A 12337-nucleotide genomic window follows, 5' to 3' on the forward strand; every position below is an offset into this window, starting at 1 on the left:
CCAGTTTGGCCGCAGATCCTATGATTTCGCCACTGTGCTCTCATTCGCCACTGTGCTCTCACGGGTCGCCAGTGCGTACCCGATGGTTCCGTCGGATGCCGTGCCCAGTGCGGCATCGACCGCGCGGCGCGCGATCTCCTGCTTATCGGGTGTGACAGTGCTCAGCCGCGGCGTCAGGTAGCGGCCCTCCGGCACGTCGTCGAAGCCGGAGACAGCGACGTCGTCGGGGACGCTGAGCTCGGCGTCGTGCAGACCGCGGATGACGCCGATGGCGACCTCGTCGGTGACGCAGAACACCGCGTCGATGCCATCGCCCGCCTCGATGCGGCGTGCCACCTGCGCCCCGGCCTCGAGACCCGCTGGGGAGGTGAAGTCGGTCACGGTGATGTCCGTGATCGGTTCGAGCCCGTGATCTGCGAGTGCGGACAGGTACCCTGCCCGACGCAGCTCGTTGAAGCGCGGCAGGGGACCTTCTGCGCCGATGTAGGCGATGCGGCGGCGCCCCGAGGCGACCAGGTCGCCGATGACATCGGATGCTGCGGCAGAGTTGTCGATCGCGATAGTGGGGATGCCGTCGCCGTAGAAGTGCTCGCCGATGATGGCGGCGTTCGTGCGCTGCGTGATGTTGTCGATGTCGTTCGAGGTGAGCCCGAGCGGGCTCGTGATGATGCCGTCGGGCTGCAGCGCGAGCATCCGCTCGATTTCGGCGAGTTCCTGATCCCGGGATCCGTGCGTCTGGGCGACGATCGTCCCGACCCCGCGGCGTGCTGCCTCCTCGATGATGAGGTTCGCGAGCTCTCCGAAGTAGCCGACACCGAGTTCGGGCACGGTCAGTGCGATGATGCCGCTGCGTCCGGTGCGCAACCGCTGTGCGGCACGGTTGGGGACGTACCCGAGCTCGTCGATCGCGCGCAGCACCCGTGCACGGACCTCGTCGCTGACGTGCGGGAAGCCGATGACGACGTTGGAGACAGTGCGGCGTCCCACTCCCGCGCGCTTCGCGACATCCATCTGTGTGACCACTGCACTAGAGTATTAGGTGTTTGCCACGTGGAAAATAGCCACGCCACGAGAATCCAACTTGAGGTATCGACGATGACGTCATCGCACCCCCACTCCGCCGCGCCCGGTACCGGCGCGGCGCGAGAACGCCCCGGGGCACGCCTGTGGACGACCGTGATCGTCATCGGACTGGTGGGGCAGCTCGCCTGGACCGTCGAGAACATGTATCTGAACGTGTTCGTGTACGAGACGATCACCCCTGACCCGACCGCGATCGCAACGATGGTCGCCCTCAGCGCGGTGGCCGCGACCGCCGCGACGATCTTCGTCGGGGCATGGTCTGACCGAGTGCGCCGGCGGCGCGTCTTCATCGCGGTCGGCTACCTCGCCTGGGGCGCCTGCACCGCAGCGTTCGGGCTGCTGGCTCCCGAATCGGGCGCTGTGGCGGGTCCCTACGTGCTCGCGGCGGTCGTCGGCGTGATCGTGCTCGACTGCGTCATGAGCGTGTTCGGCTCGGGCGCGAACGATGCGGCGTTCGGTGCCTGGGTGACTGAGGCGACGACCGTCCGCACGCGTGGGCGAGTCGACGGTGTGCTCGCGATCATGCCGCTGATGGCCATGCTCCTTGTCTTCGGATTGCTGGACGGCCTCACACGTGCGGGCGAGTGGCGACTCTTCTTCGCGATCGTCGGTGCGGTCACGATCGTGACCGGAGTCATCTCCTGGTTCCTCGTCCGCGACGAGCCGCATGCCGGCATCCGTGATGCGACGGACGCGAACAGCCCGTCTGTCGCCGCTCGACTGATCGAGGGATTCCGGCCCTCCGTCATCCGCGCGAACAGAGCGCTGTATGTCTCGCTCGGGCTCTGGCTCATCGTCGGCACTTCGAGCCAGGTCTTCCTGCCCTACGTGATCATCTACCTGCAGCACTGGCTGCAGGTCGACTCGTATGCGCTGGTGCTCGGCGTCTCGCTGATCGCCGCGGCTGTGATCAGCGTGCTCGGCGGCCGGGTGATGGATCGAGTCGGCAAGCGCCGCGTGCTGCTGCCCGCGACCCTGCTGTTCGCCGCGGGACTGGTGCTGATGTTCTTCGCCCGCGACATGGTCTTCGTGATCGTCGCCGCATCCCTCGCGCTCGGTGGGATGATGCTCGCGACAGCATCGATCTCGGCGACCGTGCGCGATGAGACGCCGGATGGTCGCGCCGGCATGGTGCAGGGCATCCGCATGGTGATGGCGATCATGGTGCCGATGATCGTGGGGCCCTTCCTCGGCGCGTGGGTGATCTCCGGCGCCGGTCAGACGTATGTGGACATGGGCGTATCCAAGCCCGTCCCCGGCCCCGAGATGTTCCTCGCGGCCGCGGCAGTGCTCATCTTCGTGCCCGTGCTGGCCATCGTCCGCACGCGAATAGAAGGACGCACGCGAATAGAAGGACGCAGACGATGACGGATGCCGTGCCGTTCCCCGAGTACCCGCGCCCCCAGCTCGTGCGCAAGAACTACACGATCCTCAACGGGCGGTGGGACTACGCGTTCACAGCCGCGGGCATTGCTCCCGGGATCTGGGATGGCAGCATCCTCGTGCCCTTCTCGCCGGAGGCGGAGCTTTCCGGGGTGGGGCGCCAACTACAGCCGCACGAGTCGCTCTGGTATCGCCGGCGGCTGGACATCGTAGCGGCCCCGGGGCATCGCACTCTGCTGCACTTCGGAGCGGTCGATCAGTCGTGCCGTGTGCTCATCGATGGGGTGGAGGTCGCCGCGCACGTGGGCGGCTACCTGCCCTTCACCGTCGACATCACCGATGCGCTCGGCACCAGTGCCGGCACTAGCGCCGAACACGAGCTCGTCGTCGAAGTGCGCGACGTCAGCGATACATCGCATCACTCGGTGGGCAAGCAGCGCCTGGAGCGCGGCGGCATCTGGTACACCGCCCAGTCCGGAATCTGGCAGTCGGTGTGGCTGGAAGACGTTCCCGACGTGCACATCACGGGGCTGCGCATGCGCACCCCCGATGCGCGAAAAGGGATGCCGGATGCATCGGTGGAGATCACCGTCGAGACGTCGTCACCGAGCACGGTGGCTGTGACGATCAGCCAGAATGGCGCGACCGTCGCCCAGGCCGAGGGCGCATCCGGTGACGTTCTGCAGCTGCAGATTTCGGACCCGCGCCTGTGGTCCCCGGAAGCCCCCCCACCTCTACGACGTGGAGGTGACGCTCGCGGATGACGTCGTCACGAGCTACGTCGGCCTGCGCAGCGTCGGCGTGCAGGCGGATGCCCGCGGCATCCCGCGTCTGCATCTGAACGGCGATCCCTACCCGCACATCGGGGTGCTCGATCAGGGCTACTGGCCCGGCGGTCTCTACACGCAGCCGGATGACGCGGCGCTGGAAGCCGATGTCGCAGCGATGAAGGATCTCGGCTTCACGATGATCCGCAAGCACATCAAGATCGAGCCGCTGCGCTGGTATCACCACTGCGATCGCCTCGGCATTCTCGTCTGGCAGGACGCCGTCAACGGCGGGGAGCGCTACAAGCCGTGGGTCATCACGGCTCCGGTCATCTCGCCGCACATCGGCATCTCCGACCACCGCTACGGCGCCTTCGGAAGGTCAGATGCCGAGGGGCGCGCACAGTTCCTCGACGAGCTGGATTCCACGGTGGATCTGCTGCGCAACTCTCCGTCGGTGGTGACCTGGGTTCCCTTCAACGAGGGCTGGGGGCAGTTCGACGCGGCCGAGACCGCCGAGCGCGTGCGCCAGCGGGATCCGGACCGGATCATCGATCATGCGAGCGGATGGCACGATCAGGATGCCGGTGACCTGCGCAGCCTCCACGTGTACTTCCAGCCGATTCGTCCCGCGCGGTGGTGGGGCCGCGACGGTCGCGCGCTCGTCGTCTCCGAGTACGGCGGCTACAGCCTGCGCCTGCCCGGCCACGATTGCCCCGAGAAGGAGTTCGGCTACCGTCGATACTCATCGCGGGAGGAGCTCACCGGAGCCTACGAGAAGCTGCACCGGCGCGAGGTGCTCCCGGCGATCGCACGGGGCCTGTCAGCCACCGTGTACACGCAGCTCGCCGACGTCGAAGACGAGTCCAACGGACTGCTCACAGCCGATCGCACCGCCGTGAAACCGGACCCCCAGATGGTCCGGGCGCTGAACGCCCAGTTCCGCGAGTTGTTCGATGCGGCCGCCGGCACCCCGGCGACGCCGCAAGAAAGGAATGAACCATGACCGAACGCGAGATCACGAGTCCCGTCGCGTTGTGCCTGCCGGGTGGAGACCTCAACCCGGATGCCGTCGGCTGGAGCCGTACGCCGATGCACGACACCTCCGGGATTGGAGGCGGCATCCGCGACCGGGGTCGGAACAAGCGCTGGGAGTACTGGGCGATCGTCAGCCCGACCCACATCGTGTCGATCACGGTCTCGTCCCTCGACTACGCCGCAGTGCACGGTTTCTGGGTGCATGATCGCCGCACCGGTGTCACGATCGACCGCGGCAAAGTCGGCGGACCCTGGACCGCGACGCTGCCCCCGTCGCTCGGTGCGGGGCCGGCGACGGCGAAGATGCGGGGCCTGGAGATCGAGATCACCGAAGTGCGCGGTGCCACGAAGATCACGGCGAAGGCCCCGGGACTCTCGGTGTGCATCAGCGCCGAGCGGGAGGCCGAGCATGAATCGATGGCGGTGGTCGTGCCGTGGAGCAAGCGGCGATTCCAGTACACGGTGAAGGATGTCGTGCGGCCAGCGACCGGGCATATCGAGATCGACGGCGTCGGCACCGATCTCGAGAACGCCTGGTCCGTGCTCGATCACGGTCGTGGTCGCTGGCATCACAACGTGCGGTGGAACTGGGCAGCAGCCGTGGGACACACCGACGGCCATCTCGTGGGACTCCAGTTCGGTGCTCGGTGGACGGAGGGCACCGGAATGACCGAGAACGCGCTCATCGTCGACGGGCACGCCACCAAGATCTCCGAGCAGCTGCGCTGGGACTACGACCTCGAGCAGCCGATGAAGCCGTGGCGCATCGTCGGCACGGACGTCGACGTCACGCTCACACCGGAGTACGACCACCGATCACGGACCAACCTGGGGCCGATCGGCACCCGGGGCGATCAGGTGTTCGGCACGTTCGACGGCTGGATCCGCGTCGATGGCGCGCGCATCGAGATCACGTCGCTGTTCGGCTGGGCGGAGGACGTCGCCAACCGCTGGTGATGCGTCGCGCCGGTCAGTCGAGGAGACTCGCGGCCTGGCGTGCGGCACCCACCGCGACGTACTCGGCGGGCTCCGGCACCTCGACAGGAAGCCCGAGCACATCGGCGGCGACGACACGAACCGCTTCGGACTGCGCACCGCCTCCGATCAGCAGGGCGCGTTCGAGGGGGATGCCGAGGGCGCGCAGCGCATCCATCCCCCCGCCGAGGCCCCGCAGCATCCCCTCGACGGCGGCGCGCGCGAGGTTCGGGCGGGTCGTCGACGACAGCGTCATGCCGGTGAGCTCGGCGGTCGCATCCGGAAGGTTCGGTGTGCGCTCACCCTCGAAATAGGGAACGAGGGTGAGGCCGCCGGCGCCCGGTTCGGTTTCGAGCGCGAGGGCGCTGAGCTCGTCGAGCGAGACGTCGAGCAGGGATGCTGTCGCAGCCAGCACGCGCGCGGCGTTCATCGTCGCGACCAGGGGGAGGAAGTTGCCGGTCGCGTCGGCGAACCCCGCCACGGTGCCCGACGGGTCGGTGATCGGAGAGCTGCTCACGGCGAACACGGTGCCGGATGTGCCGATGGATACGACCGCATCGCCCGGTTTCGCGTCGAGGCCGCGTGCGGCGCCCGCGTTGTCGCCGGCACCGGGTCCGACGATTCGACCATCGGCATCGCGCACCGACTCGTCATGAGCGAGCACTCGGGGGAGCAGTGCATCGTGACCGAGTGCCGCGATCAGCAGCTCGCGGTCGTATTCGCCGGTGGCTGGATTCCAGTAGCCGGTGCCTGAAGCATCGGAACGGTCGGTGACGAGTTCGTCGAGATTCGGCCCGTGGGTGGAGGACTCGGCGGGTCCGAACCCGCGCAGCCGCCAGGTCAGCCAGTCATGGGGGAGAGCGACGGCCGCGACGCGGGCCGCATTCTCCGGCTCGTTGTCGCGCAACCAGCGCAGCTTTGTGATCGTGAAGGATGCCACGGGCACGAGCCCCGTGCGCGCGGCGAGCTGCTCCGCGCCGAACTCTGCGATCAGGTCCGCCGCGGCATCCGCCGATCGGGTGTCGTTCCACAGCAGGGCGTCGCGGATGACGCGCCCGTCGGCGTCGAGCGCGACCATTCCGTGCTGCTGCCCGCCGATCGCCCATGCGGCGATATCGCTGAGGCCGCCAGCATCCGCGATTGCGGACTTCAGGGCCTCCCACCACGTCTCGGGATCGACCGATGTGCCGTTCGGGTGCGATGCGCGGCCGGTGCGCTCGATGGCGCCGGTCGCGGAATCCACGACGACGACCTTGCAGGACTGGGTCGAGCTGTCGACCCCGATCACCAGTGCCATGTTCGGCATCCTCTCGTTTGGTTCGCCGCCGACGCCCCTCCGCAGTGTCCGCGCCCCCTCGCAGACACGCGTCTGCGAGGGGGCGTCGACACTCAGAGGGGGCGCGGGCGGGAGTGGGATCAGCGAGCGCCGAGCAGGTGCTCGGTGGCGAGCTGCTGCAGGCGGACGAACCCGAAGCCCTTGCCGCCCAGGTAGGCGTCGGCGTCGAAGTCCTCGAAGGCGCTGCGGTCGGCGAGGAAGTCGTCGTACGACTCACCTGGGTTCAGGGTCGGCTCGGCGAGCTCGGCGACCTTGGACGCAGCCAGGGCCTCCTGCACCTCGGGGTCGGCACGGAATGCCGCGGCACGCTCCTTGAGGAGCAGGTAGGTGCGCATGTTTGCGGCAGCAGAGGCCCAGACGCCGGTCTCGTCCTCGGTGCGCGAGGGCTTGTAGTCGAAGTGGCGGGGGCCGTCGTAGGCCGGGACCCCTCCGGGGCCGCCGTTCTCGAGCAGGTCGACGAGGGCGAATGCGTTGTGCAGGTCGCCGTGACCGAACACGAGGTCCTGGTCGTACTTGATGCCGCGCTGGCCGTTGAGGTCGATGTGGAAGAGCTTGCCGTGGTACAGCGCCTGAGCGATGCCGGCGGCGAAGTTGAGCCCCGCCATCTGCTCGTGGCCGACCTCGGGGTTCACACCGAACAGTTCGGAGCGCTCGAGCGAGCCGATGAAGGCGATGGCGTGGCCGAGGGTGGGCAGCAGGATGTCGCCGCGGGGCTCGTTGGGCTTGGGCTCGATGGCGAAGCGGATGTCATAGCCCTTGTCGGTGACGTAGTCGCCGAGCAGGTTGACCGCCTCGCGGTAGCGCTCGAGTGCCTGGCGGACGTCCTTGGCAGAGTCGTACTCGGCGCCCTCGCGGCCGCCCCACATGACGAAGGTCTTCGCGCCCAGCTCAGCGCCGAGGTCGAGCTGACGGAAGACCTTGCGCAGTGCGTAGCGACGCACGTCGCGGTCGTTCGAGGTGAAGCCGCCGTCCTTGAAGACCGGAGCACTGAACAGGTTCGTGGTCACCATCGGGACGATGAGGCCGGTGTCGGCCAGCGCGCCCTTCAGACGATCGATCTGGTTCTGACGCTCAGCGTCGGTCGAGCCGAAGGCGAACAGGTCGTCGTCGTGGAAGGTCAGACCGTAGGCACCGAGCTCAGCGAGCTTCTCCACGGCGTGGACGACGTCGAGGCGCGGGCGGGTCGGACCGCCGAAGGGATCGGTGCCGTTGTAGTCGACGGTCCACAGGCCGAAGGAGAACTTGTCGTCGCGGGTGGGGGTGGGCATGGCTGCTCCTCTGCAAGCGGTGGCTCAAAAATAAGTTGTGATAGACAACATAAGCCATCGAGGGGCAGTTCGCAATCGCGATGCGCCGAAAGATCGTCAGGCCCGCGGAGGGGCAGTCGACTCGCGCACGATGAGGGTCGTCGGCATCCGGATCGGCTCGGGCTCGTGTCCTTGCAGAACGTCGAGCAGCATCGTCACCGCGGCTGTTCCCATCTCCGGCAGCGGCTGCCGCACGGTCGTGAGCTGGGGTGCGTGCGATGCGGCATCGAGGATGTCGTCGAAGCCGACGACCGAGATGTCATCCGGCACACGCAGGCCGCGCGCGGCAGCGATTCGCATCATCTCGATGGCCGAGAGGTCGTTGGCGGCGAAGACGGCGGTGGGCGTATCGGGCAGGTCGAGGATCGCGTTCGCGGCGGCCGTCGAGTCGGCCGCGCGGTAGCCGCCGTCTGCGACGAGCGCAGGGTCGAACGGGATGCCGGCGGCATCCAGCGCCTCGCGGTAGCCGCGCTCACGCTCCTGCGCGGATTCGAGGTCGGTTCGGCCACGCAGATGCGCGATCCGACGATGGCCCAGTGAAATGAGGTGTTCGGTGGCCGCACGGGCGCCTTCGTCGTTCGCCACGCTCACCGTGGCGGGATCGTCTGCGCCGACATGGGGGTCGACGGCGACGATCGGCACGGACGTCTGAGTGCGGGTGGTGGTCGGGGTGACCAGAATGGCGCCGTCGATGAGGGTGCCGCCCAGGCGGGACAGCGACCGGCGCTCCCACCCCAGGTGCTCACCGGCAGAGACGGTCCCGGCGTAGGCGAGGACGTCGTAGTCGGTGTTCTCGAGCGCTGTGGACGCTCCTCGGAGCAGCTGCAGGGCGAATGGCTCGAACTCCGCGACGAGCACTCCGATCACGTTCGTGCTCCGGCGGCGCATCGATGTGGCGACCAGCGAGCTCTCGTAACCCAGCTCGGTGACGACGCCCATCACAGTCGCCATCGTCTCCGGCGAGACGCCGTAGCGTCCGTTGATCGCCTTCGACACCGTCGCGACCGAGACTCCGGCAGCGCGGGCGACGTCATGGATCGTGGTCCGGCGGTTCATGGCTTTACTATATCTACGGTGTCGAAAACGTTATCGATAACGTTTGACACGGCGCGGCGGTGGGTGTCAGAGTTAGCGCACGGAAGATTGGTGTTGCTGGCAACAAATGGACTGCTCTGGCCGCAATCACCGCTCGATGAAGCGGTGCGATCACCCGATGTAGACAATCACTCGACGAAGAGGAGCACACGGCATGAAGATGCGCAACGCACGAGGCGGGGCGATTGTCGTCGCCGCCCTGATGGCAGTAGGCCTGACCGCCTGCTCAGGTGGATCTGGCGATACGGCCGAGGGAGGAGACGTCACCCTCACGATGTGGCACAACTCCACCACCGGCGATGGGAAGCAGTACTGGGAGGACGCCGCCGCAGCATTCAGCGAGGAGCACTCCGACGTCACGATCAAGGTCTCGTCCATCCAGAACGAGGACATGGACGGCAAGCTGCAGACCGCCGTCAACTCCGGAGACATGCCCGATATCTTCATGGCACGCGGTGGCGGCAAGCTCGCCGACATCGTCGAAGCAGGCAAGGTGAAGGACCTCACCGGCCTCATCAACGACGACGTGAAGACTGCATTCGGTGAAGCCCCCTTCGCCGCGTTCACCGTCGACGACAAGATCTACGGCATGCCCAGCGCCGTGCTTCCCGGTGGAATCTTCTACAGCAAGGACCTGTTCGAGCAGGCGGGGGTCACCGAAGAGCCCAAGACTCTGGACGACCTCGAGGCCGCGGTTGACAAGCTCAAGAGCGCCGGCATCCAGCCGATCGCCCTCGGCGCCAAGGATGCCTGGCCGGCAGCGCACTGGTACTACTTCTTCGCGCTGCGCGCCTGCGATCAGGTCATCGTCTCCACACTCGCCACCGACCCCGACTTCACGGACGAGTGCTGGCTGACCGCCGCGGAGAACCTCGCCGACTTCGCGGGTATCGAGCCGTTCAACAAGGGCTTCCTGACCACGTCCGCCCAGGAAGGTGCGAACTCGTCCGCTGGACTGGTCGCCAACCATCAGGCCGCCATGGAGCTGATGGGCGCATGGAACGTCGGCGTGATCGCGAGCCTGACCCCGGATGAGCAGCCCCTGCCGGACCTCGGCTGGTTCCCGTTCCCTGAGGTGAGCGGTGGCGACGGCGAGCCCGGAGCGATGATGGGCGGCGTCGATGGCTACTCGTGCTCGGCGGATTCGCCCGCAGCCTGCGAGGAGTTCCTCAACTTCGTCTCATCCAAGGAGTGGCAGGAGAAGTACGCTGAGGCCTTCCAGACCATCCCCGCCTCGCAGGAGGCTACCGGTGCTGTCACCGACCCGTCGCTCATCCCGCTGATGGAGGCATACAGCAACGCACCGTACGTCTCCCTGTGGCTGGACACCGCGCTCGGCCAGAACGTCGGCAACGCGCTGAACGTGGGCGTCGTGGAGATGCTCGCCGGTCAAGGCACACCGGACAAGCTCGTCGAGACGATCACCACCGCTTCGGCGAGAGGCTGAGCCGGCCGATGACCGATATTCAGGTAGCGGCAACTGCTGTGCCTGAGAAGAATGCTCGTACCGGGGCAGGCGAACAGCCTGCCCCGGTGCGGCGACCGCGACGCGTCGACTGGCGCAAACGTGGTGAGATCGCGCTCCTCTCTGGCCCTGCTCTGATCGTTTTCGTCGGGTTCGTCATCTTCCCCGTGGTGATGGCGTCCTACTACGGCTTCTTCAAATGGAACGGCTTCGGCTGGCCGACCGAGTTCGTCGGTTTCGATAACTACATCCTGATCTGGCAGGACGATGCCTTCCGCGAGGCGGTGGGACACAACTTCATCATCGTGGTGCTCTCGCTCATCATGCAGGGGCCGATCGCGATCCTGTTCGCGCTGCTGCTGAATCAGAAGATTCGCGGGCGCTCCATCATCCGCGTGCTCATCTTCATGCCTTATGTGATCTCAGAGGTCATCGTCGGCATCGGGTGGAGCCTGATGATGCAGGATGCGGGCGCACTGAACTCCCTGCTGGAGACGTGGGGTCTCGAACAGTTCCAGCAGTCCTGGCTCGCCGACCCCTCCATCGCGATCTGGACCTTGATGGTCATCATCACGTGGAAGTACATCGGCTTCGCCGTGATCCTGATGCTCGCGGGCATGCAGTCGATCCCTGAAGAGCTCTACGAGGCGGCAGCCATTGACGGTGCCGGCTTCTGGAAGATTCAGTGGCACATCACCCTGCCGCTGCTCGGACCCACCATCCGCATCTGGGCGTTCCTGTCGATCATCGGCTCACTGCAGCTGTTCGACCTGGTCAACATCATCTGGGGGCAGTACATCGCCTCGACCGCCGGCACGTCCACGATGGCGACCTACATGTACCAGAACGGTCACCTCGCCGGAAGCTACGGCTACGGAAACGCCGTCGCCGTGACGCTGTTCATCATCTCCCTGGTCATCGCTCTCGTCTACCAGCGCTTCGTCCTGCGTCGCGACACCCAAGGCGCAGTGACCGGGGAAAGCGGAAGGAAGAAGAAGTGACGACGGAAAACCTGAGCACGTCGCTGCTTGTCCAACCGAAGAAGCCCAGTGGCCTGCGCCGAGTGCCGAAGGTGCGCTGGGGGAGCCCCGGCGTCTACCTCATCGCGATCATCCTCATCACGATCTGCATCACCCCGGTGCTCTACATCATCTTCGGCGGGTTCCGCACGAACTCGCAGATCACACTGGATCCGTCCGGATTCCCCGCGCCCTGGGTGATCGCCAACTACGGCGACGTGCTCACCAGCTCGGAGTTCTGGTCGGCGATGCTGAACTCCACGATCGCAGCCGTCGGCACGACCCTCGGCGCCGTACTGCTGGGCATCATGGCCAGCTATGTGATCGCCCGCTACGACTTCGGCGGTCGCGGAGTGATGTACTCCCTGTTCGCTGCGGGGCTGATGTTCCCGATCACCGTGGCGATCACGCCGTTGTACCTGCTGATCCGCAACCTCGGCCTGGTCAACAGTCTCGGGGGCATCATCCTGCCGCAGATCGCATTCGCGCTGCCGACGACGATCATCATCCTGGTGCCGTTCCTGCGCGCGATCCCGAAGGAGCTCGAAGAGGCAGCATCCATCGACGGTGCTTCCCGGCTCGGATTCTTCTGGCGCATGGTGATCCCGCTGAGTCTGCCGGGAGTCATCACCGTCGGCATCCTCGCCTTCGTCGGGTCGTGGAACGGCTACATGCTGCCGCTGTTCATCCTCAGCGACCAGAGCCTGTTCACCCTGCCGCTGGGGGTGCAGAACTTCGCCTCCCAGTACTCCGTCGATACGGCCCGCGTGCTCGCCTACACGTCGCTGTCGATGCTGCCCGCACTGATCTTCTTCAGCATGTTCGAGCGCCGCATCGTCGGTGGGCTCACCGGCGCGGTGAAGGGTTGA

At 66.5% G+C, this 12337-nt stretch carries 11 protein-coding genes; 7 read left to right on the forward strand and 4 right to left on the reverse strand.

Annotation, left to right across the window (positions count from 1 at the left end):
- Positions 1–18 precede the first annotated feature (18 nt).
- Positions 19–1023 carry a LacI family DNA-binding transcriptional regulator gene (locus tag ACTIAO_RS02360; RefSeq protein ID WP_441904716.1) on the reverse strand — a complete coding sequence of 335 codons (1005 nt, stop codon included), beginning with the start codon at positions 1021–1023 and terminating at the stop codon, positions 19–21.
- Between the two features lie 72 nt (positions 1024–1095).
- Here ACTIAO_RS02360 and ACTIAO_RS02365 point away from each other — a divergent pair, with 72 nt between their 5' ends.
- The 4 genes from ACTIAO_RS02365 to ACTIAO_RS02380 are packed head-to-tail and all read left to right on the forward strand — an operon-like array spanning position 1096 to position 5228.
- Positions 1096–2451, forward strand: a complete 1356-nt coding sequence (locus ACTIAO_RS02365) for an MFS transporter (protein WP_441904717.1) — start codon at positions 1096–1098, stop codon at positions 2449–2451.
- A complete protein-coding gene (locus ACTIAO_RS02370) occupies positions 2448–3230 on the forward strand; it encodes a hypothetical protein (protein ID WP_441904718.1) in 783 nt (260 codons plus the stop codon). The genes ACTIAO_RS02365 and ACTIAO_RS02370 overlap by 4 nt, the downstream gene beginning before the upstream one ends.
- Positions 3214–4239 carry a glycoside hydrolase family 2 TIM barrel-domain containing protein gene (locus tag ACTIAO_RS02375; protein WP_441904719.1) on the forward strand — a complete coding sequence of 342 codons (1026 nt, stop codon included), beginning with the start codon at positions 3214–3216 and terminating at the stop codon, positions 4237–4239. The genes ACTIAO_RS02370 and ACTIAO_RS02375 overlap by 17 nt, the downstream gene beginning before the upstream one ends.
- Positions 4236–5228 carry a DUF2804 domain-containing protein gene (locus tag ACTIAO_RS02380; RefSeq protein WP_441904720.1) on the forward strand — a complete coding sequence of 331 codons (993 nt, stop codon included), beginning with the start codon at positions 4236–4238 and terminating at the stop codon, positions 5226–5228. The genes ACTIAO_RS02375 and ACTIAO_RS02380 overlap by 4 nt, the downstream gene beginning before the upstream one ends.
- A 13-nt stretch (positions 5229–5241) precedes the next feature.
- On the opposite strand, the gene ACTIAO_RS02385 is transcribed toward ACTIAO_RS02380, so the two are convergent.
- The 3 genes from ACTIAO_RS02385 to ACTIAO_RS02395 all read right to left on the reverse strand — a co-directional run bounded on the left by ACTIAO_RS02385 (position 5242) and on the right by ACTIAO_RS02395 (position 8945).
- Complete coding sequence (locus tag ACTIAO_RS02385; RefSeq protein ID WP_441904721.1) at positions 5242–6543, reverse strand: xylulokinase; 1302 nt, start codon at positions 6541–6543, stop codon at positions 5242–5244.
- Between the two features lie 119 nt (positions 6544–6662).
- Positions 6663–7850, reverse strand: a complete 1188-nt coding sequence (xylA, locus tag ACTIAO_RS02390) for a xylose isomerase (RefSeq protein WP_441904722.1) — start codon at positions 7848–7850, stop codon at positions 6663–6665.
- 96 nt (positions 7851–7946) lie between these two features.
- Positions 7947–8945, reverse strand: a complete 999-nt coding sequence (locus ACTIAO_RS02395; protein WP_441904723.1) for a LacI family DNA-binding transcriptional regulator — start codon at positions 8943–8945, stop codon at positions 7947–7949.
- Between the two features lie 193 nt (positions 8946–9138).
- Here ACTIAO_RS02395 and ACTIAO_RS02400 point away from each other — a divergent pair, with 193 nt between their 5' ends.
- The 3 genes from ACTIAO_RS02400 to ACTIAO_RS02410 are packed head-to-tail and all read left to right on the forward strand — an operon-like array spanning position 9139 to position 12337.
- Positions 9139–10431, forward strand: coding sequence for an ABC transporter substrate-binding protein (locus ACTIAO_RS02400; protein ID WP_441904725.1), 1293 nt, complete (start codon positions 9139–9141; stop codon positions 10429–10431).
- An 8-nt stretch (positions 10432–10439) separates the two neighbouring features.
- On the forward strand, positions 10440–11450 hold the full coding sequence (locus tag ACTIAO_RS02405; protein ID WP_441904726.1) for a carbohydrate ABC transporter permease: 1011 nt from the start codon (positions 10440–10442) through the stop codon (positions 11448–11450).
- 23 nt (positions 11451–11473) lie between these two features.
- Positions 11474–12337 carry a carbohydrate ABC transporter permease gene (locus ACTIAO_RS02410; RefSeq protein WP_441904782.1) on the forward strand — a complete coding sequence of 288 codons (864 nt, stop codon included), beginning with the start codon at positions 11474–11476 and terminating at the stop codon, positions 12335–12337.

The sequence above is a fragment of the Microbacterium sp. genome, assembly GCF_052099035.1.
GTDB lineage: Bacteria > Actinomycetota > Actinomycetes > Actinomycetales > Microbacteriaceae > Microbacterium.

Excerpts from the sequence above, each read along its gene's own strand:
- ACTIAO_RS02365 (WP_441904717.1), top strand. The coding sequence starts at position 1,096 with ATGACGTCATCGCACCCCCACTCCGCCGCGCCCGGTACCGGCGCGGCG.
- ACTIAO_RS02405 (WP_441904726.1), top strand. The coding sequence starts at position 10,440 with ATGACCGATATTCAGGTAGCGGCAACTGCTGTGCCTGAGAAGAATGCT.
- ACTIAO_RS02395 (WP_441904723.1), bottom strand. The coding sequence starts at position 8,945 with ATGAACCGCCGGACCACGATCCATGACGTCGCCCGCGCTGCCGGAGTC.
- ACTIAO_RS02385 (WP_441904721.1), bottom strand. The coding sequence starts at position 6,543 with ATGGCACTGGTGATCGGGGTCGACAGCTCGACCCAGTCCTGCAAGGTC.
- xylA (WP_441904722.1), bottom strand. The coding sequence starts at position 7,850 with ATGCCCACCCCCACCCGCGACGACAAGTTCTCCTTCGGCCTGTGGACC.
- ACTIAO_RS02370 (WP_441904718.1), top strand. The coding sequence starts at position 2,448 with ATGACGGATGCCGTGCCGTTCCCCGAGTACCCGCGCCCCCAGCTCGTG.
- ACTIAO_RS02380 (WP_441904720.1), top strand. The coding sequence starts at position 4,236 with ATGACCGAACGCGAGATCACGAGTCCCGTCGCGTTGTGCCTGCCGGGT.
- ACTIAO_RS02400 (WP_441904725.1), top strand. The coding sequence starts at position 9,139 with ATGAAGATGCGCAACGCACGAGGCGGGGCGATTGTCGTCGCCGCCCTG.